General features: G+C 72.7%; 16 protein-coding genes. 5 read left to right on the plus strand and 11 right to left on the minus strand.

What is annotated here, in order from left to right:
* Positions 1-606, plus strand: a complete 606-nt coding sequence (locus ACSQ2D_RS16015; RefSeq protein ID WP_435987864.1) for a TetR/AcrR family transcriptional regulator — start codon at positions 1-3, stop codon at positions 604-606.
* A gap of 139 nt (positions 607-745) precedes the next feature.
* On the opposite strand, the gene ACSQ2D_RS16020 is transcribed toward ACSQ2D_RS16015, so the two are convergent.
* Positions 746-2,536 (minus strand): sigma-70 family RNA polymerase sigma factor, encoded by a 1,791-nt coding sequence (locus tag ACSQ2D_RS16020; RefSeq protein WP_435986925.1) that lies wholly within the window; start codon positions 2,534-2,536, stop codon positions 746-748.
* A 588-nt stretch (positions 2,537-3,124) separates the two neighbouring features.
* On the opposite strand from ACSQ2D_RS16020, the gene ACSQ2D_RS16025 reads away from it, so the two are divergent.
* Entirely contained in the window at positions 3,125-4,606 is a 1,482-nt protein-coding gene (locus ACSQ2D_RS16025; protein ID WP_435986926.1) for a cryptochrome/photolyase family protein, read from the plus strand.
* 12 nt (positions 4,607-4,618) lie between these two features.
* On the opposite strand, the gene ACSQ2D_RS16030 is transcribed toward ACSQ2D_RS16025, so the two are convergent.
* Positions 4,619-5,518 (minus strand): methyltransferase domain-containing protein, encoded by a 900-nt coding sequence (locus tag ACSQ2D_RS16030; protein WP_435986927.1) that lies wholly within the window; start codon positions 5,516-5,518, stop codon positions 4,619-4,621.
* Between the two features lie 56 nt (positions 5,519-5,574).
* Here ACSQ2D_RS16030 and ACSQ2D_RS16035 point away from each other — a divergent pair, with 56 nt between their 5' ends.
* Positions 5,575-6,108 (plus strand): MarR family winged helix-turn-helix transcriptional regulator, encoded by a 534-nt coding sequence (locus tag ACSQ2D_RS16035; protein ID WP_435986928.1) that lies wholly within the window; start codon positions 5,575-5,577, stop codon positions 6,106-6,108.
* Positions 6,109-6,121: 13 nt separating this feature from the next.
* Here the strand turns inward: ACSQ2D_RS16035 and ACSQ2D_RS16040 are convergent, their stop codons facing one another.
* The 7 genes from ACSQ2D_RS16040 to metG all read right to left on the minus strand — a co-directional run bounded on the left by ACSQ2D_RS16040 (position 6,122) and on the right by metG (position 15,022).
* The gene (locus ACSQ2D_RS16040; protein ID WP_435986929.1) at positions 6,122-6,505 is read right to left on the minus strand and encodes a VOC family protein; all 384 of its coding nucleotides are present in this window, start codon (positions 6,503-6,505) and stop codon (positions 6,122-6,124) included.
* A 132-nt stretch (positions 6,506-6,637) separates the two neighbouring features.
* Positions 6,638-8,509, minus strand: coding sequence for an ABC-F family ATP-binding cassette domain-containing protein (locus ACSQ2D_RS16045; protein ID WP_435986930.1), 1,872 nt, complete (start codon positions 8,507-8,509; stop codon positions 6,638-6,640).
* Between the two features lie 147 nt (positions 8,510-8,656).
* On the minus strand, positions 8,657-9,601 hold the full coding sequence (locus tag ACSQ2D_RS16050; RefSeq protein ID WP_435986931.1) for a 4-(cytidine 5'-diphospho)-2-C-methyl-D-erythritol kinase: 945 nt from the start codon (positions 9,599-9,601) through the stop codon (positions 8,657-8,659).
* A gap of 30 nt (positions 9,602-9,631) precedes the next feature.
* Positions 9,632-10,555: a 16S rRNA (adenine(1518)-N(6)/adenine(1519)-N(6))-dimethyltransferase RsmA gene (rsmA, locus tag ACSQ2D_RS16055; protein WP_435986932.1), complete on the minus strand. Its 924-nt coding sequence runs from the start codon at positions 10,553-10,555 to the stop codon at positions 9,632-9,634.
* A 338-nt stretch (positions 10,556-10,893) separates the two neighbouring features.
* Entirely contained in the window at positions 10,894-12,030 is a 1,137-nt protein-coding gene (locus ACSQ2D_RS16060; protein ID WP_435986933.1) for a ubiquitin-like domain-containing protein, read from the minus strand.
* A gap of 185 nt (positions 12,031-12,215) precedes the next feature.
* Positions 12,216-13,097, minus strand: a complete 882-nt coding sequence (locus ACSQ2D_RS16065) for a TatD family hydrolase (protein WP_435986934.1) — start codon at positions 13,095-13,097, stop codon at positions 12,216-12,218.
* On the minus strand, positions 13,094-15,022 hold the full coding sequence (metG, locus tag ACSQ2D_RS16070; RefSeq protein WP_435986935.1) for a methionine--tRNA ligase: 1,929 nt from the start codon (positions 15,020-15,022) through the stop codon (positions 13,094-13,096). Before metG ends, ACSQ2D_RS16065 begins: the two co-directional genes overlap by 4 nt.
* A gap of 133 nt (positions 15,023-15,155) precedes the next feature.
* Here metG and ACSQ2D_RS16075 point away from each other — a divergent pair, with 133 nt between their 5' ends.
* Complete coding sequence (locus tag ACSQ2D_RS16075) at positions 15,156-15,587, plus strand: SRPBCC family protein (protein ID WP_435986936.1); 432 nt, start codon at positions 15,156-15,158, stop codon at positions 15,585-15,587.
* An 86-nt stretch (positions 15,588-15,673) separates the two neighbouring features.
* Here ACSQ2D_RS16075 and ACSQ2D_RS16080 read toward each other — a convergent pair whose 3' ends face one another.
* Positions 15,674-16,099: an OsmC family protein gene (locus ACSQ2D_RS16080; RefSeq protein WP_435986937.1), complete on the minus strand. Its 426-nt coding sequence runs from the start codon at positions 16,097-16,099 to the stop codon at positions 15,674-15,676.
* A 165-nt stretch (positions 16,100-16,264) separates the two neighbouring features.
* Positions 16,265-17,095 (minus strand): 16S rRNA (cytidine(1402)-2'-O)-methyltransferase, encoded by an 831-nt coding sequence (gene rsmI / locus ACSQ2D_RS16085; protein ID WP_435986938.1) that lies wholly within the window; start codon positions 17,093-17,095, stop codon positions 16,265-16,267.
* Positions 17,096-17,291: 196 nt separating this feature from the next.
* Here rsmI and ppc point away from each other — a divergent pair, with 196 nt between their 5' ends.
* A complete protein-coding gene (ppc, locus tag ACSQ2D_RS16090; protein ID WP_435986939.1) occupies positions 17,292-20,129 on the plus strand; it encodes a phosphoenolpyruvate carboxylase in 2,838 nt (945 codons plus the stop codon).
* Positions 20,130-20,360: the final 231 nt, after the last annotated feature.

The raw sequence follows: 20,360 nt of genomic DNA on the forward strand, positions 1-20,360 counted from the left end.
ATGACGGGCCCGGAGCGCCGCGAGCAGCTCATCGCCGTCGGCCGCAAGCTCTTCGCCGACAAGGGGTTCGAGGCGACGACGGTCGAGGAGGTGGCCGCCAAGGCGAGCGTCTCCAAGCCGGTCGTCTACGAGCACTTCGGCGGCAAGGAGGGCCTCTACGCCGTCGTCGTCGACCGTGAGATCCAGGCGCTGATGGGCGGCATCGGCGCGGCGCTCGAGGAGCCGGAAGGGGCGCGGGTGCTGCTCGAGCGGGCCACGCTGGCCCTGCTCGACTACATCGAGAGGGATCCGTCGGGCTTCCGCATCCTCGTGCGCGACTCGCCCCCGGGGCAGTCGACCGGGTCGTTCGCGAGCGTCCTCGGTGACGTCGCGGTCCAGGTCGAGCACCTGCTCGCCGCCGAGTTCAAGCAACGCGGCCTCGACCCGAAGTCGGCACCGATCCACGCGCAGATGCTCGTCGGGATGGTGGCCCTCACGGGGCAGTGGTGGCTCGACCGGCGCAAGTTCAAGAAGGACCAGGTCGCCGCGCACCTGGTCAACCTCGCCTGGAACGGCCTCTCGGGCCTCGACCGCACGCCCCGGCTCGTGACGGTCCCCCACTGCTGACCCGCCACCGCCCCACACGCGCTCACTCGAGTGAGCGACCCGTCCCACACCCCATGTGACGGATGGGACGACGGCACCACTCGACTGTGGCCGGGCGCTCACTCGAGTGTGGCCGGGCGCTCACTCGACGGGGTGGGGGTCAGGTGGGGCGGAGGGTCTCGGTCCAGGTGTCCCCGGCAGCGTCGGTGACGCGCACGACGACGGGCTGGACCGCGCCGGTGCCGGACTGCTCGAGCAAGGCCTGGCCGCGGCTCCCCGTGCACCGCACCGCCGAGGTGGTCGTCGGGGTGCACGTCCAGCTCGAGTTGCGCACCGTGAGCGTTCCGGAGCCAGACACGTTGCTGATGCGCACCGTCATCGAGCCCTCGACCTGGGAGCGCACGCGCACGGAGATGCGCGCCGGGTCGCTCCCGGAGACGAGTCGGACCGTGATGGTGGGCGCGACGCCACCCGGCTCAGGTGCCGGGGGTGTCGTGGTCGGTGGTGGTGTCGGGCTCGGAGCCGGCGGCGTCGTCGTCGGCGGCGCAGGCGGCGGGGTCGTCGGCCGGCCGGGACCCGTGCCCGACGGCGGCGCCGGCGGCGCCGGGTCCGCGCCGCCGTTGTCCGCGGGCGTCGCGCCCGGCGGCACGGGGGTGCCGCCCACCGTCGAGGGAGTGCGGCCCGAGTCGACGACGGCTCCGCCGGACGAGGTCGCGGGACCAACGGCCGACGGGACGGTCGAGGCGCTCAGGGTCCGGGTGGGCAGGCCGGCCGGGGACGTCGCACCTGGTGTGACGACGGCGCGCGGCGACGCCCCGGGCACGGCACCAGGGACGGCTCCGGGGACGGCGCGGGACATCGCGCTCGAGGTGGGCGCAGCCGGAGGCGGCACGACCGTCGCCGAGGGCGCCGCGAGCGAGGCGCCGGGCAGGGCCAGCGCCCCCGCGACCCCGGCCGAGACCGCGAGACCGGCGACGAGCCCGGTGACCCGGCTCGCCACCTGGGCGACGACGTCGGCACCCGACCCGGCGGCCGACGACGACGAGGAAGAGGAGGAGGAGGAGGAGGACGGCGCCGGCTGCCCCGAGCCCACCGGACCGGGTGCTTGCGCACCTCCGCCCCCGGCGAACCCGGCGTGGCCGGCCACGCCGGCGCCACCGGAGAGACCGACGACGGCGGCGACACTGACGAAGCCGGGCGTGCCGAGCCCGGCCAGGAGCGCGAGCGGCACGATGAGAGCCGGGAAGCCGTCGTGGATGACGCGCAGGTCGGCCGCGATGGCCGCGGCGTGCGGGCAGCCGGCGACGTGGGCCTCGGCGCGCTCGGTCTGCCGCTTGGGCAGCCGCCCGCGAACGAGGGCGCCGAGGTGGCTCACGGTCCACCGGCACTCGTCGGTGTCGGCAGCGGCCAGACCGCGCTCGGCCCGGGCGTCGAGGTAGAGCGCTCGGAGCGACTCCCGGGCCCGCATGGCCCGGACGCTGACGGCGTTGGCGGTCATGCCGAGTGCCGGCGCGACCGCGCGCGGCGCCGCCCCCTCGACGGTCGTGTGCCACAGCACCCGCTGGTCGCGCTCGGAGAGACCCGCGAAGGCCTCACGGACGAGCGCGAGCCCCTCGTCGTCGGTGGCGAGTCCTTCGAAGGGGTCCTCCGCCGGGTCGGCGAGGTCCTCGAGGTCGTCGGCCTCGGTGGGCACGACCCTCAGGTCGCGGCGGCCCTGGTCGATCGCGACGGACCGCACGGCGGACAGGAAGTACGCCCGGAAGTGCTCGTCGGGACCCTTGCCGTCGCGGATCAGCGCGAGGACGCGAGCGGCAGCCTCGGCGACGATGTCCTCCGGGGCCGAGCGGCCGCGGTGACGCCCGGCGACGGCATACGCGGCAGGCAGGTGACGGCGCCACAGCTCACCGAACGCCTCGGCGGAGCCTTCGCGGGTCCGGACGAGGAGGTACACGTCAGGGGCCGAGGCCCATGCCTCGCTCGACCACAAGGTCGCGTCTGCCGACACCCTTTCGCCCTTCTACTGCCCCGGTGCGGGCCAGTCTGCCAAGCAGCAGGGCGGGCGTCGAGTCGGAACGCGGGCGTGTGCGCGATCGGGACGAACCGGTCCGGACCGGGCCCTGCGCGCAGACCCCACCCGGGGCCTGCGCCGACACGCGGTGGGCAGGTTTCGTCCTTCCGAATGATCCCCTCCACGAAACCACGCGGAAGGACGAAACCTGACGGCACCACCGAAGACAACCCGTAGGGGCCACTCCCTCCCCTGACCAAGCGGGAGACCCCTGCGGTGCCGTCATCTGTATGACGTGCCGAGACCCATTTCATGACACGGTTTTCCGAAATGGGTCGAAATGCCGGAAATTGACGGGGATTTTCTTCCCGGGCGAGACGGCCGACACCGACGAGACCCCGGCCTTACCGCCGCAAGACCCCGGGTTTACCCGGCGACGCGGCGCCGCCGTCGGCCCTCACCGACTGTCGCAGGCCTCGGCCATGATGGGTCCGTGCCGCCGACGACGCCCCTGACGACGCCACCGACCCGATGACGAGGCGCTGGCTCTTCGCCGACCAGCTCGGCCCGCACTTCGACGTCGGTCGGGACGGCGTCCTGCTCGTCGAGAGCCGCCGGGCGCTGGGGCGTCGACCGTTCCACCGCCAGAAGCTGCACCTCGTGCTCTCGGCGCTGCGCCACCGGGCCGCCGAGCTCGGGGACTCCGCCGTGCTCCTGCGCACCGACTCCTACACCGAGGCGCTGCGCGAGCTGGGCGAGCCGGTGCGGGTCCACGAGCCGACGTCGTATGCCGCCGAGCGCCTCGTGCGCCGCCTCGTCGCGTCCGGGATGGTCGAGTCCGTCGACCCGACGCCGGGCTACAGCCTGCCCCGCGAGGAGTTCGCCCGGTGGGCCGGCGGTCGGCGCCGGCTGCGGATGGACGACTTCTACCGCTTCCAGCGCCAACGCCTCGACCTGCTCGTCGAGGGAGACCGGCCCGTCGGCGGCCGGTGGTCGTTCGACGAGGACAACCGCAAGCCCCCTCCGAAGGGAGCGGAGCGCCTCGACGTGCCGGCGCCCTACCGGCCGCGTGAGGACGACATCGACGCCGAGGTGCGCGACGACCTCGACCGGTGGACGCGTGCGGGGCACGTCTCCCCCACCGGCGTCGACGGGCCTCGCCTCTTCGCCGTGACGCGTCGCGAGGCCGTCGCCGCGCTCGAGCGGTTCGTGACGCACCGGTTGGGCAGCTTCGGGCCGCACGAGGACGCGATGCTCCGCGGCGACTGGGCGATGGCGCACAGCCTGCTGTCGGTGCCGCTCAACCTCGGGCTCCTCGACCCCGTCGAGGTCGCCGACCGGGCCGTGCAGGCCTACCGCGACGGCGACGCACCCCTCGCGTCCGTCGAGGGCTTCGTGCGCCAGGTCATCGGTTGGCGCGAGTACGTCTGGCACCTCTACTGGCACTTCGGCCCGACCTACCGCCGCCGCAACAGCCTGCAGGCCCGGACGCCGCTGCCCGACTGGTTCGACCGGCTCGACGCCGAGGCCGTCGAGGCCGCCTGCCTCCACGACGCGATGGAGGGGGTGCGCGACCGCGGCTGGGTGCACCACATCCCACGCCTCATGGTGCTCGGCAACTGGGCGGCGCAGCGCGGCTACGACCCCGACGCGCTGACCGAGTGGTTCCAGACCCGGTTCGTCGACGGCTACGACTGGGTCATGCCGGCCAACGTCGTCGGGATGAGCCAGCACGCCGACGGCGGCGCGATGGCGACGAAGCCCTACGTGTCGGGTGGCGCCTACGTCAACCGGATGAGCGACTACTGCGGCGGCTGTCGCTACGACCCGAAGAAGCGGGTCGGCGACGACGCGTGCCCCTTCACCGCCGGCTACTGGTCCTATCTCGACCGCAACGCCGAGCGCCTCGAGGGCAACCACCGGATGGCCCGGCCGCTGCAGCAGCGCCGGCGTCTGGCCGACCTCGCCGAGGTCGTCGCCCAGGAGCGGCACCGCGGCGACGCGGCGCCGTGAGCCGAGACTGCCTCAGCGCGGGGTGCGCGCCACGGCAAAGGTGCGCGTGAAGGGGAAGAGGACGCCGAACGCACGACGCGGGTATGCCGTCTCGAGCTCGGCCTCGTAGTCCGCGACGAACGCGTCGCGCTCGTCGCCGTCGAGGACGCCGAGCACCGGCCGCAGACCTGTGCCCCGCACCCACTCGAGCACCGGGTGCCGGCCGTCGGGCTCGGCGCTCAGCACGTGCTGGTACGTCGTCTGCCACACGTCGACGTCGGCGGTGCGGTCGAGGAGGAGGGCGGCATACGTCTCCGGGCGGGCCACGGCCTGGGCACGGTCGAGGCCCGGGCGCAGGTCATCGGCGCGCGGGTGGCGTGCGGCGACCTCGCGCATGAGGCGGTGCGACGGCGCGTCGAAGTTCGCGGGCACCTGCATCGCGAACGTGCCTCCGGGCGCGAGACTCTCGAGCCAGGAGGGGATGAGGCGCAGGTGGCTGGGCACCCACTGGAGGGTCGCGTTCGTGACGAGCACGTCGACCGACCCGCCGGACTCGGTGGGGTCCCAGTCCTCGGCGCTCGCCTCGACCCACTCGACGCGCCCGTCGGCGTCGAGGGCCCGGGCGCGCGCGAGCATCTCGGGAGAGCTGTCGACGCCGACGACCCGTGCACCCGGCCACCGCTGGGCGAGCCCGAGTGTCAGCTCGCCGGGACCGCAGCCGAGGTCGACGACGAGGGCGGGGTCGTCGGCGTCGACGCGGGCCAGCAGGTCGGCGAAGGGGCGGCCACGGTGACCGGCGAAGACGGCATACTGCCGCGGGTCCCAGGCCGAGTCGGCCGAGCGGGAGGCCGTGCCGGGCGCCACGGGCCGCTCGGCGGCGTCCTCAGCAGCGCCCTCGGCAGCGCCTGCGGGCGGGGTGGTGGGTTCGGTCATGTCGTCCTCGCTTTCTTTCGATGTCAAGAGTCTTGACGGCGACTACAGTTGAGACCATGAGCGCCGACCGCAGGCCTGCCGACGACGTCGACGAGATCGTCGCGGCCTGGCGCCGGGAGCGCCCCGACCTCGACGTGTCGCCGCTCGAGGTGCTCTCTCGGGTGTCGCGGCTGGCGCGCCGCCTCGACCTCGCGCGCGGCTCGGCGTTCTCCGAGCACCTGCTCGACGGCTGGGCGTTCGACGTGCTGTCGGCGCTGAGACGTGCGGGCGAGCCCTACGAGCTGTCGCCCGGGCAGCTCGTGCAGCAGACCCTCGTCACCTCGGGCACGATGACCAACCGCGTCGACCGCCTCGAGCGCAGCGGCCTCGTCGAGCGGCGCCCCGACCCGGGCGACCGTCGGGGCGTCCTGGTGCGCCTCACGACGGCGGGACGTGACGTCGTCGACTCGGCGATGGCCGACCTCATCGAGCAGGAGAAGTCGCTGCTCTCGGAGCTGTCGGCGACCGACCGCGCACAGCTCGCCGGGCTGCTGCGGCGCATGCTGGCTCCGCTCGAGACGCGCGAGACGCGTCGCGACCCGCACGGCTGAGGCCCTCACGCGCTCACCGGTTCGCCTGCTGGAACTCCAGCCGGTTGCCGACGGGGTCAGCGGTGTGGAAGCGGCGTAGACCCGGGATGTTCTCGTCCCACGTGACCGGCGCGCCGGCGGCCTCGACGACGCGGGCGAGGGCCTCGACGTCGCCGACCGCGATGCCGGGATGGGCCTTGCGGGCGGGGACGAAACCGTCCTCGATGCCGACGTGCACCTCGGCCGCGCCGGCTCGGAACCACGCGCCGCCCCGCGCTCGGAGCCGCTCGGGCTTGGCGACCTCGGTCATCCCGAGCACGCCGACGTAGAAGGCGCGCATGGCGTCCTCGCAACCGGCCGGACCGGACACCTGGACGTGGTGCAGGAACATCTCCATGCCCTCAAAGTATCTTGACATCAAGATACTTTCAAGGACCACCCCCGCCGAACACACCGAGCAGGTCGCAACCCACCGGCATCGGATCCCGGTGGGTTGCGACCTGCTCGGTGTGTTGCAGGGAGAGGAAAGGGGTGGCTGGACCGCTGCGGGTCAGCCGACGATCTCGGCGGCCTCGAGCCACTCGAGCTCGAGCTCCTCGCGCTCGGAGACGACGGACTGCAGCTTGGCGTTGAGGTCGGCGAGCGCCGCGGGGTCCGTGGCCTTCTCGGCCATGTCGCCGTGCAGGCGCTCCTCGCGGTCCTGCAGCCTCGAGAGCTGCTTCTCGATGCGCGCCATCGACTTGCGCGCCTCCCGCACCTCGGCCGGGCTCGCGGTCGTCGCCGACTGGGGGCGTATGCCGTCCGGCCCGCTCGACGCGGCAGCCGAGCCACCGCTCGCGGCCGGGGTCGCAGCCGCTCGCGCGACCCGGGCCGCGATGTCCGCCGTGCGGAGCCGGAGGTACTCCTCGACGCCGCCGGGCAGCTCGCGCACCTTGCCGTCGCCGAGCAGGGCCAGCTGCTTGTCGGCCACCCGCTCGAGCAGGTAGCGGTCGTGCGAGACGACGACGAGGGTGCCGGCCCAGCCGTCGAGGACGTCCTCGAGCGAGGTCAGCGTCTCGATGTCGAGGTCGTTGGTCGGCTCGTCGAGGATGAGGACGTTGGGCTCGGTGAGCAGCAGCCGGGTCAGCTGGAGCCGTCGTCGCTCCCCACCGCTGAGGTCGCCGACGCGCGACTGCTGGCGACCACCCGGGAAGCCGAGACGCGTCGCGAGCTGACTGGCGCTGATCTCCTTGTCACCCAGGGTCGTCCACTGCTTGACGTCCTCGATGGCCTCGATGACACGCCACTGCTCGAAGCGCTCGAGCTCGCGCACCTCCTGCGTGAGGTGGGCGATGGCGACGGTCTTGCCGATCTTGCGCCGGCCGCCGTCGAGCGGGATCTCGCCCGTCAGCGCGCGCAGCAGGGTCGACTTGCCGGCGCCGTTGACGCCGACGATGCCGATGCGCTCCCCCGGCGCGAGCCGCCACGTCACGTGGTCGAGCAGGCGGCGCTCGTGGGGCGGCTCGCCGACCGACACGGTGGCGTCCTCGAGGTCGAGCACGTCCTTGCCGAGGCGACGGCTCGCGAACGACGCGAGCTCGACGCTGTTGCGCGGGGCCGGCTCGTCGGCGATGAGCGCGTTGGCCGCGTCGATGCGGAACTTCGGCTTGCTCGTGCGTGCCGGCGCACCGCGGCGCAGCCAGGCGAGCTCCTTGCGCATGAGGTTGGAGCGACGGTCGGCGACGACCCCGGCGAGGCGGTCCCGCTCGGCCTTCGCGAGGACGTACGCGGCATACCCTCCCTCGAAGGCGCTGACCTTGCCGCCCTCGACCTCCCACGTGTTCGTCGCGTAGGCGTCGAGGAACCAGCGGTCGTGGGTGATCGCGACGGTGGCGTTGCCGGGCCGCGGCCGCTTCGTCGCGAGGTGGTCGGCGAGCCAGGCGACGCCCTCGACGTCGAGGTGGTTGGTCGGCTCGTCGAGAAGCAGCAGCTCGGGGTCCGAGACGAGCAGGCGGGCCAGCGCGAGGCGGCGACGCTCGCCACCGGACTTCGGGCCGACCCGGCTGTCGAGGCCGCCGACGTTCTCGGCGTCGATGCCGCCGAGAAGCCCGGTCAGGACGTCGCGGATGCGGGGGTCGCCGGCCCAGACGTGCTCGGGCAGGTCGCCGAGCACGGCCTCGTGGATCGTCCACTCGGGGTCGAGCGCGTCCTCCTGGGCGAGCATGCCGATGCGGATGCCGTCGGCGCCGCCCTGCTTGGTGATGCGGCCGGAGTCGGCCTCCTGCAGGCCGGCCATGACGCGCAGCAGCGTCGACTTGCCGCCGCCGTTGACGCCGACGACGCCGATGCGGTCGCCCGTGAGGACGCCGAGGCTGACGTCGTCGAGGACGTGGGACGTGCCGAAGACGAGCGACACGCGCTCGAGGGAGATCAGGTTTGCCATCGCTGACTGACCCTACGGCCTGCGCGGGCGGCCGCCGAATCCCGCTCAGCGACGCCGGTCACGCACAGCAGCGCCGGTCCGACTCAGGGGCGCTGCAGCGCTCCGGCGTCAGTGAGCGCGGAGCCCCGCCGTCGAGCCCCTCGCGGCTCAGTCGGCGTGGCGAGGGGTGGCGACGACGTGCGCGCCGTGAACCGGGCCCTTGGCGCGGCGCAGGTCGCGACACAGGTCGGAGGCCGCGAGCGACACCGACAGGTCGAGCGAGGCCTCGTGGCTCTCGGTGAGGAAGGCGACGGTCGGGCCCGAGCCCGACACGATCCCGCCGAGCGCGCCGAACTCGACGCCCGCGTCACGCAGCTCGCGCAGCTGCGGCCGCAGCGAGAAGGCGGCCGGCTCGAGGTCGTTGTGCAGGGCCGCACCGAGCAGGGCGGGGTCACCCGAGCGCAGCGCCGCCATCAGCTCGGAGCTGACCTGGGGCTCGGGCACGTCGATGCCGTCACGTTCGCGCAGACGGTCGCACTCGGCATACACCTCCGGGGTCGACAGGCCGGTGTCGCTGATGGCGAAGACCCAGTGGAAGGTGCCGCGCGCGAGCACGGGAGCCAGCTGCTCTCCGCGGCCCGAGCCCATCGCGTTGCCCCCGGACAGGATGAACGGCACGTCGCTGCCGAGGGTGGCCGCCAGCTCGGCGAGCTCGTCCCGGTCGAGACCGAGGCCCCACAGCTGGTCACAGGCGACGAGCGCAGCCGCGGCGTCGGCGGAGCCGCCGGCCATGCCGCCCGCGACCGGGATGTCCTTGTCGATGCGGATCGAGAGGCACTCGTCGACGTCCCAGCGGTCGGCGACGAGACGGGCGGCGCGGACCGCGAGGTTGTCCCCGTCGGTGGGGATGCGGTCGGCGTACGCCCCCGCCGCGACGACCTGCCACTCGTCCCAGCGCGCGACGGAGACCTCGTCGTGCAGCGAGACCGCCTGGTAGACGGTCGCGAGCGCGTGGAAGCCGTCAGGACGCCGGGGACCGACGCGCAGCTCGAGGTTGACCTTGGCCGGGACCCGCACGGTCACCGCGCCGGGCAGGGTCGGAGCGACAGTCATGCGCCCACCCTATGGGCCGACCAGCCGGGCTCAGGACGTACGGGCCCGACGGCGTGCGCGCGGCTGGGCGGGACCCACGCCCTCCGGTCGGGCCTCCGCGATGCGCGCGAAGGTCGTGATGTCGAGCTGCTCACCACGCGTGCGGGGGTCGACGCCGGCCCTGAGGAGCGCCTGCTCGGCGGCGTCAGCGGACCCCGCCCACGACGCGAGCGCACCTCGCAGGGCCTTGCGCCGCTGGAGGAACGCCGCGTCGATGCAGCGGAAGACGTCCTCGCGGCTCGCCGTCGTCTTCGGCGGCTTGCGCCGGCGCAGCGCGACGAGGCCGGAGTCGACGTTGGGTGCGGGCCAGAAGACGTTGCGCCCGACGCGTCCGGCGAGCTCGACGTCGGCGTACCACGCGGCCTTGAGGCTGGGGACGCCGTAGATCTTGCTGCCCGGCTTGGCCGCGAGCCGCTCCGCGACCTCGAGCTGCACCATGACGAGGACGCGCTCGATCGTCGGGAAGTGCTGGAGGAAGGAGAGCACGACCGGCACCGAGATGTTGTACGGCAGGTTGGCGACGAGGGCGGTGGGGTCGGGTCCGGGCAGCCTCGTGACGGTGAGGGCGTCGGCTGCGACGAGGCGCAGCTTGTCGGCGTTCTCCGGCTGGAGCGTGCGGACCGTCTCCTCGAGCGCGCCCGCGAGCCGCGGGTCGACCTCGACGGCCGTGACGTGCTTGACGACCGGCAGGAGCGCGAGGGTGAGCGAGCCCAGGCCCGGACCGACCTCGACGACGACGTCGTGCGGGCCGACGCCGGCGACCCGGACGATCTTGCGCACCGTGTTGGCGTCGACGACGAAGTTCTGGCCCCACTGCTTCGTCGGCCGCACCTCGAGCCGCTCGGCGAGCTCACGCACCTGCGCCGGTCCGAGGAGCGCGGCATCGTCGACGTCCGGCGCGTCCTTCTTGCTCATGCGCTCACCCTATGGCGCAACGGCCGATGTCGTATGCCGCGTGGCCGGCCGCCGCGCGCCCGGGCACCGCGCGCCCGGGCACCGCGCGCCTGCGCCCGGGTGCTCGGTCCCCCAGGCACTCGAGTGGCCCCGGAACCCCACTGGTCCCACGGGGGCTAGTCACAGGTGGGGTTCCGGGGCCACTCGACGAGGTGGGACGGCTCGCTCGTGCGACGGCGGGGCCACTCGACGGGGTGGGACGGCTCGCTCGTGCGACGGCGGGGCCACTCGACGGGACGAGGCCCCCGACCGTGCTGGTCGGGGGCCTCGTCGAGCCGTGCTGGCGCTGCGCGGTTGGGTCAGGCACACGACCAGGGGGAGGTGCCGCTCGACGCGTAGAGCCGGTTGGCCACGGTGATCTGCTGCTCGCGGGACGCGAGGTCGGCACGCGGGGCGAAATCGCCACCGCCGGCACCGAGCCACGTCGACGTGAGGAACTGCAGGCCGCCGTAGTAGCCATTGCCCGTGTTGATGTGCCAGTTGCCACCGGACTCGCACTGGGCGATCTGGTCCCACATGGCGGCGCGGGCGAGGTTGATGCCGGCGCCCGAGCTCGAGCCGCCGGTGCTGCCGGTGCTCGTGGTGCTCGGCGCGGCGGCCGGGCGGTCCTTGGTGCCGACGAGCAGGATGCGGTCGACGGGGGCCTTGGTGACCTTCGAGGAGATCTCCTTGGTGGAGACGACCTTGCCGTCGACGACCGTGCTGCGGACCGTGACGGTGCGCACGCCGGTGACGCCGGCACGCGAGACCTTGGTCTGGTCGGTGTAGAGGTCGCTCGTCTTCTTCTTCGTCGTGCCGAAGGCGATGGCCTCGTTGACCTTCTTGTCCTTCGTCTGCACGCGCTGGACCGCGACCTTGGCGCCCGACGTGAGGCGGGTCGTGACCGGCGGGTTGACCTTGTCGGTCTTGCCGAGGCGGACACCGAGCTGGGTCAGCGCCTCGCCGACGGTGGCGGCAGCGATGGTCTTCGTCGTCGTCTTGCCGTCGACGGTGACCGTGACGGCCTTCGGGGTCACGACCGTGACGGCCAGACCCTGACGACCGATGGTTTGCGAACGCGAGACCGAGAGGCGGGCACCCTCGCCGCGGAGACCGAGCGCGAGCAGCGCGCCGTCGACCGTGGTCTCGGTGGTGCGCAGCTGGCGGGTCTTGCCGTCGACCGTGAGGGTCAGCAGGCGGGCGTACTTGACGGTGATCGTGTCGCCGTCGCTGATGGGGGCATCCGCGGCGGGGACGACGACGTCGCCCGGCTTCACCGCGATCCCCTGGTTGTCGAGGACGTCGCCGACCGTGCTGCCGAAGACGTGGGCCGAGCTGGCCGTGCCGTCCACGGAGAGGTTGACGGCCTTGTCGAGCTGGGCCGCGCCGACGGCGCCACCCGTGAGGACGACGGCCGCGCCAGCGGCGGCCAGGATCTTGGCGTTGCGAGAAATCAAAACACTCCGAACGTCGAACGACCCGGGTGCAACGCGCTCTCGATCCGTCCTCCTCACGTCGTCGGAAGGAGGTCGATGCGGGGTGGCAACCGGCCAACAGTCGTCAACAGTGACCGACACACCGTGGAAAGGTCAAATTTCGGTAACGGAGACCGGGGTCGGTGGACGGGACGTTCTGCGGTGCGCTAGGCGCTTTGGCCGTTTCGTTCCGCACCCCACGGGCCGTAGACCCGCTCGCTGTTGTCCGAGACGGCACGGCACAGCGCCGGGACGTCGATGTTGAGCACCGCGGCCATCGCCCGGATGGTCACGGGCACGAGGAACGAGGCGTTGGTCGCGCCCCGGTGCGGGGCGGGCGCGAGGTACGGGGCGTCGGTCTCGACGAGGACACGGTCGAGCGGGATCGCGGTCAGCGCGTCACGCAGGCCGCGCGCGTTCTTGAAGGTGACGGTGCCCGCGAAGCTGAGGTAGTAGCCGCGCTCGACGCACTCGCGGGCCATCGTCAGGTCGCCGGAGAAGCAGTGCAGGACCGTGTGCTCGGGCGCCCCCTCCTCCTCGAGGATCCGGAGCACGTCGGCGTGGGCGTCGCGGTCGTGGATCTGCAGGGCCTTGCCGAGGCGCTTGGCGAGGTCGATGTGCCAGCGGAAGCCGTCCTGCTGGACGGCGACGCCCTCGGGGCCGGTGCGGAAGTAGTCGAGACCGGTCTCGCCGATGACGCGGATGCGGTCGTGGACCGCGCACCGCTCGACCTCGGCGTAGGCCTCGTCGAGTCGCCCAGCCGCCGCGAGACGGGGAACCTCGTTGGGGTGCAGGGCGATTCCGCCGACGAGCTCGTCATGTGCCTCGATGGCATCCATGGTGAATCGGATCCCGTCGAGGTCGCACCCGACCTGGACGAGCCGGGTCACACCGACCGCCCGGGCGGCCTTGATCGCGTCGGCGACGTCGAACGGCTCGTCGCCCTCGCGCGTGATGTCGAGGTGGACGTGGTTGTCCACGACGTCGATGGGCAGCGGGTCGGGCGCCGTCTCCGGCAGGCCCCGCTGCCCCGACGCGTGCGGGGTCATGCGGTCGGTGCCTCGTCGGAGGCGGCACTGCCGGCCGCGTCGCCGTCGGCACCGGCTCCGCCCTTCGGCTTGCCCATCCTCGGCGCCGCGAGGGGGTCGGAGTGGTGCCGCGTTCCGCCCGGCGCGGTGTCGCCGAGGCGGGTGCGCTCCTCCTCGATGACCTGCTCGGCGTCGAGCTTGACGAAGACCCCTGACGGCTTCGCGACGGGCGTCCCGACGACGACCGGCCGCGACTCCCAGCGCGGCGTCGAGGAGTACTCGCCGGTGATGACCGGGTAGCTCCGGGCGTCGTCGTCGAGGTCGGGGACGACCTCCAGACGAGGCATCGGCATGAACTCGCCCGCACCGCCGAGAACGGCGTGGACGCGGTTCGCCGCGTGAGGCAGGAACGGTGAGATCAGCGTATTGATATCTGAGACGGCCTGGGCCAGCGTGTGGAGCACGGTGGAGAGCCGCTCGCGCTGGTCGTCGCCCTTGAGCTTGAACGGCTCGGTCCTCGAGACGTAGGCGTTGGCCTCGCCCACGACCCGCATGACCTCGGCGAGGGCGGCCTTCTGCCGGTGCCGCTCGAGGGAGGCGCCGACGGTCGCGAACGCACCCCGCACGGCAGCCAGCAGCTCCTCGTCGACGGGTTCGACGGCATACGCCCTCGGGATCTCGCCGAAGTTCTTGGCGATCATCGCGGCCGTGCGGTTGACGAGGTTGCCCCAGCCGGCGACGAGCTCGCTGTTGTTGCGCTGGACGAACTCGGCCCAGGAGAAGTCGGCGTCCTGGTTCTCCGGCCCGGCCGCGCAGATGAAGTAGCGGATCGGGTCGGGTCCGTAGCGGGCGACGATGTCCTGGACGTAGATGACGTGCTTGCGGCTCGTCGAGAACTGCTTGCCCTCCAGCGTCAGGAACTCGGAGGCCACGACCTCGGTCGGCAGGTTGAGCACGCCGTACTTCCCCGGTTCGCCGCCCTTGTCACCGCGCCCGGCGTAGCCGAGCAGCTCGGCCGGCCAGATCTGGCTGTGGAAGGTGATGTTGTCCTTGCCCTGGAAGTAGTAGGACACGGCCGAGGGGTCGTTCCACCACTCGCGCCAGCGCTCCGGCGCACCGACCCGGCGCGCCCACTCGATGGAGGCCGAGAGGTAGCCGATGACCGCGTCGAACCACACGTAGAGACGCTTGCTCGGGTTGTCCTCCCACCCCTCGAGCGGGATCGGGATGCCCCAGTCGATGTCGCGGGTCATCGCGCGCGGGCGGACGTCCTTGAGGAGGTTCTTGGAGAACTTGATGACGTTGGGGCGCCACGTGCCCGACGCCTCGCGTCCGTCGAGCCACTCGCCGAGGGCGCCGGCGAGGGCCGGCAGGTCGAGGAAGAAGTGCTGCGTCTCGATGAACTCCGGCGTCTCGCCGTTGATCTTGCTGCGCGGGTTGATGAGCTCGTCGGCGTCGAGCTGGTTGCCGCAGTTGTCGCACTGGTCGCCGCGCGCCTCGGGGAAGCTGCAGATCGGGCACGTGCCCTCGATGTAGCGGTCCGGCAGGGTGCGGCCCGTCGACGGGCTGATGGCGCCCCGCGTCGTCTGCTCGATCATGTAGCCGTTGGCGTGGACCTGGCGGAACATCTCCTGGACGACGGCGTAGTGGTTGCGCGTCGTCGTGCGGGTGAAGAGGTCGTAGGACAGGCCGAGGTCGGCGAGGTCCTGGGCGATGACCGCGTTGTACTTGTCGACGAGCTCCTGCGGCGTCAGGCCCTCCTCCTCGGCGAGGACGAGGATCGGCGTGCCGTGCTCGTCGGTGCCGGAGACCATGAGGACGTCGTGCCCTGCCATCCGCATGTACCTGCTGAAGACGTCGGAGGGCACACCGAAACCGGCCACGTGGCCGATGTGGCGCGGGCCGTTGGTGTACGGCCAGGCGACGGCAGACAGGACATGGCTCATGGCGAGCAATCCTAGGCGGGGCCGGGGCGCCACCGCGCACGAGTATGCCGCCGGGCCGGGACGGCGGGTCCGGCGCGGACGCGCTGCCGCCCCCCACTGGCGCGAGACGGCTCCGGGCGAGTACGACAGGAGGATGACTGGACACATCGCACAGGCAGAGGTCATCGTCGACGCGTCGCCGCGTGCCGTCTGGGACGCGCTGACGGAGCCGGATCGGGTGAGGTCGTGGATGGCCGGCACCACCCTGACCACCGACTGGCAGGTCGGCAGTCCCATCACGTGGCAGGGCGAGATGCAGGGCAAGCCCTACGAGGACAAGGGCGAGGTGCTCGAGGTCGAGGAGGGGCATCGCCTCTCGATGACGCACTACAGCCCGCTCATGGGCCAGGAGGACCGGCCCGAGAGCTACCACACCGTCACCTACACGCTGACCCCGACGAGGGACGGACGAACGACGCTCGCCCTCGAGCAGGACGGCAACGACTCGCAGGAGCAGGCCGACCAGTTCTCGCAGAGCTGGCAGGGCATGCTCGAGTCGCTGAAGGCCACGGTCGAGTCCGCCTGACACGCCCGCCCACGAGCGGCGCTGTGCCACAAGGACATCGGCGCCGACCCCCGAGGGTCGGCGCCGACGGCGTCCAGTGGTGGAGGTCAGCCGAGACGGGCCTCGAGCGAGATCGGCACGGCCTTGAGCGCTTGGCTCACCGGGCAGTTGGCCTTGGCATCCTCGGCTGCGGCCTGGAAGTCCTCGGCCGAGATGCCCGGCACGTCACCGACGACGCTGATCGCGATCTCGGTGATGCCCGTGCCGGGGACGAACGTCACGTTGGCCGTGGTGTCGAGCGTCGTCGGGGGCGTGCCGGCCTTCGCGAGACCGTTCGACAGCGCCATCGAGTAGCACGAGGAGTGCGCGGCGGCGATGAGCTCCTCGGGGCTCGTCTTGCCGTTCGACGACTCCGCCCGCGAGGGCCAGTTGACCTCGTAGGTGCCGATGCCCGAGCTCTCGAGGCTGACCTGGCCCGAGCCCTCGAAGAGCGAGCCCTCCCAGTGCGTGCTGGCGGTGCGAGTGGTGCCCATGCCTTGCTCCTTCGCTGTGCTGTCGACTCGGCCGACGGGGTCGCCGGCCTCCGGAGGGGGAACGACAGCAGCCTTGCCCGCTGTTCCCCGCGGGGCAAGGGGTTCGCCTGTCGAGACGGCGCCGGGCACGCCCGGGCGGGCGGTCAACGGGCGGTCAGCGTGCGGTCAGCGGGCGGCGAGCGAGGCGTCGTAGAGCGCCTTCTTCGACAGGCCCGTGCGCGACGCGACGTCGGCCGCGACGTCCTTGAGCCGCTCCCCCGCCTCCACCCGCGTGCGGATGCCGGCCACGGCATCCTCGAGGGACGGCACCACCCGCTCGGCCCCGGCGACGACGATCGTGATCTCGCCCTTGACGCCGCCCTCGGCCCACGCGACGAGCTCGGCGAGCGTGCCGCGGCGGACCTCCTCGTACGTCTTCGTCAGCTCGCGGCAGACGGCCGCCCGACGCTCGGGGCCGAACGCGTCGCGCATCGCAGCGAGCGTCTCGGCGAGCCGGTGCGGGGCCTCGAAGAAGACGATGGTCCGGCGCTCGTCCGCCACGTCGGCGAGGACCTTGGCCTTCTCCCCCGGCTTGCGCGGCAGGAAGCCGTCGAAGCAGAAGCGGTCGACCGGCAGGCCCGAGACCGCCAGCGCCATGAGGACCGCGCTCGGCCCGGGGACGCACGTCACGCGTACGCCCGCCTCGACCGCAGCGGCGACGAGGCGGTAGCCCGGGTCGGAGACGGACGGCATACCGGCGTCCGTCACGACGACGACGCGCTCCCCCGCGAGGAGGCGGGCGACGAGGTCGGGCGTGCGGGCGGCCTCGTTGTGCTCGTGGTAGCTGACGACCGACCCGCTGGGGGTGACGGCGAGGTCGGTGAGCAGGCGGCGCAGGCGGCGGGTGTCCTCGGCGGCGACGACGTCGGCGGTCGCGAGCTCCTGGGCGAGCCGTGGCGCCGCGTCCCGCGGGTCGCCGATCGGGGTGGCCGCGAGGACGAGGGTGCCGATGGTCATGCCGTCATCCTCGCAGGGACCTCCCGCCGGTCCTCTCGACCGGCCGCCGCGACGACCGGCCACGAGGCGGCTTGTCGTGGCCGTCGGCCACGGACGACCACGACAACCGCCCACATGGCGGACTGCGGTGTCCAGCGCGTGGTCCCCATCGTGGACTCGAAACGCCTCCGAAACGTCGACGCGGTACGACAGACCCATGACGAGCCAGGGCCCCGCCACGACCGAGCAGCTCCTCGAGGCCGACCGCCGCGAGCCGAACGCCGCGACGTTCGCCTCCGGCGTCTCGTCGGCGCAGCAGCATGCCGCCCTCCGCGCCTCCGTGCGACAGCTGGGAGCGCTGCTCGGCGAGGCCCTCGAACGGCACGAGGGCGCCGACCTGCTCGCGCTCGTCGAGAAGGTGCGCGGCCTGGCCCGCGAGCCCGAGGACGACGAGCTGCGGGCGCTCCTCGAGGGCGTCGACGCACCGACCGCGGTCGTCCTCGCCCGCGCCTTCACGGCGTACTTCCAGCTCGTCAACGTCACCGAGCAGCTGCACCGCTGGCAGGAGCTGAGCGCCGTCGAGCAGACCCCGCTCGCCGCGACGGTCGGCCGCATCGGGGCCGCCCTCGACGAGGGCACGCTCGAGCGCGACGAGCTGGAGTCGATCCTCGCCCGGCTGGAGTACCGCCCCGTCTTCACCGCCCACCCCACCGAGGCGACCCGCCGGACCGTCCTCAACCTGCTCCGCCGGATCGCCGTCACGGTCGACGAGCTCGAGGACCCGCGCCGTCCCGTCTCCGACGGCCCACGCGCCGAGCGTCGGCTCGCCGAGCTCGTCGACATGATGTGGCAGACCGACGAGCTGCGGATCGTCCGGCCCGAGCCGACCGACGAGGCCCGCACGGCCATGCACACGCTCCGCTTCCTCGCCGACCAGGTGGTGCCCGACCTGCTCGCCGAGCTCGACCGGACGCTCGCCGGCATCGGCGTGGAGCTGCCGCCGTCGGCCAGGCCGCTGCGCTTCGGCGCCTGGGCCGGCGGCGACCGGGACGGCAACCCCAACGTCACGCCCGACGTCACCCTCGCGGTCATCGGCATGCAGCACGACGCCGGGCTCGCCGAGCTCGTCGAGAAGCTCGACCACATGCTCCACGAGCTGTCGTCGTCGACCCGTTTCGTCGAGGTCACCGACGCCCTGCGGGAGAGCCTCGAGCGCGACGCGGAGGCGCTGCCGGTGACGTATGCCGCGGTGCGCCGGCTCAACGCCGAGGAGCCCTACCGCCTCAAGCTCAGCTTCGTGCGCGTCCGCCTGCTGCGCACGCGCGACCGCCTGACCCACGGCACCGCGCACGAGCCCGGTCGCGACTACGCGGGCTTCGACGAGCTGCTCGACGACCTCGTCCTCATGCGCGACTCGATGCTCGCGGCCGGTGACACGCTGACGGCCGACGGCGCGATCCTCCGTCTCATCCGCGCCGCGGTCGCCACCGGCACCGGACTCGCCACGCTGGACGTCCGCGAGCACAGCGCGAAGCACCACGCCGCCCTCGCCGACCTCTACGACCGCATCGGCGGGCTCGACACGCCCTACGGCGAGCTCGACCACGCGGCGCGCATCGAGGTGCTCTCCCGCGAGATGGCCTCGCGCCGGCCGCTGACCGGGGTCGGCGTCCACGACGTCGGCGAGGCCGCCGAGGCGTCGCTGTCGCTCATGGCGGCGATCGGGCGGGCGCTCGACACCTACGGTCCCGAGGCGATCGAGACCTACATCGTGTCGATGACCCACGACGTCGACGACCTCTTCGCCGTCGTCGTCCTGGCCCGCGAGGCCGGCCTCGTCGACACGGGCACCGACTCGACGCCGGCCACGGCACGGATCGGCTTCGCGCCGCTCTTCGAGACCGTCGCCGAGCTCGAGGCCGCCGGACTGCTCCTCGACGCCCTGCTGTCCGACCCGTCGTACCGCCGGGTCGTCGCGGCCCGCGGCGACGTGCAGGAGATCATGCTCGGCTACTCCGACTCGTCGAAGGACGCGGGGATCGCCGCGTCGCAGTGGCAGATCCACCGGGCCCAGCGCGCGCTGCGCGACGTCGCCCGCCAGCACGGCGTCGTCCTGCGGCTCTTCCACGGGCGAGGCGGCTCGGTCGGGCGCGGCGGCGGCCCGACGGGCGAGGCGATCCTCTCCCAGCCCTACGGGAGCCTCGACGGCCCGATCAAGATCACCGAGCAGGGTGAGGTCATCAGCGACAAGTACACGCTGCCGGGACTCGCGCGCTTCAACCTCGAGGTCGCCCTCGCCGCGGTGCTCGAGGCCTCGGTCCTGCACCGGAGGTCGCTGCTGCCCAAGGACGTCCTCGACGGCTGGAACGGCACGATGGACCTCGTCGCGGGCCGCGGCCAGGAGGCCTACCGCTCCCTCGTGCGCGACCCCGGTCTCGTGCCCTTCTTCGTGTCGGCGACGCCGGTCGACGAGCTCGGCAAGATGAACATCGGCTCGCGGCCCTCCAAGCGACCCGGGGGCGAGGGCGGCCTCGAGGACCTCCGCGCCATCCCCTGGGTCTTCGGCTGGACCCAGTCCCGGATCATCCTGCCGGGCTGGTTCGGCGTCGGCTCCGGTCTCGCCGCGGCCCGCGACAACGGGCGCGAGAAGACGCTGCGCGAGATGTACGGCTCGTGGGCCTTCTTCCGCACATTCCTCTCCAACGTCCAGATGACGCTGGCGAAGTCGGACCTCGACATCGCGGCGGGCTACGTGCGGGCGCTCGTGCCCGACGACGTGGCCGGGGTTTTCGACACGATCCGGGAGGAGCACGCGCGGACGGTCGAGGAGGTGCTGCGCGTCACCGGCCAGAAGGAGCTGCTCGAGGCCTCACCGGTCCTGCGTCGCACGCTCGCCCTGCGCGACAGCTACCTCGCGCCGCTGCACGCGCTGCAGACCTCGCTCCTCGCGCGGTCGCGTGCCGTGCCCGACGACGTCGAGCCGGACGCCGACGTGCAGCGGGCGCTGCTGCTGACGATCAACGGCATCGCCGCGGGACTGCGCAACACGGGCTGAGCTGAGCCACGTGTGACGACGGGGCCACTCGACACTCGAGTGGCCTCCCAGCCCCACCAGCCCCTGTACGACGAGGCCACTCGACACTCGAGTGGCCTCCCAGCCCCACCAGCCCCTGTACGACGGGGCCACTCGACACTCGAGTGGCCTCCCAGCCCCACCAGCCCCTGTACGGAGGGGCCACTCGACACTCGAGTGGCCTCCCAGCCCCACCAGCCCCTGTACGACGGG

Source organism: Terrabacter sp. LjRoot27 (genome assembly GCF_964254175.1).
Lineage (GTDB): Bacteria > Actinomycetota > Actinomycetes > Actinomycetales > Dermatophilaceae > Terrabacter.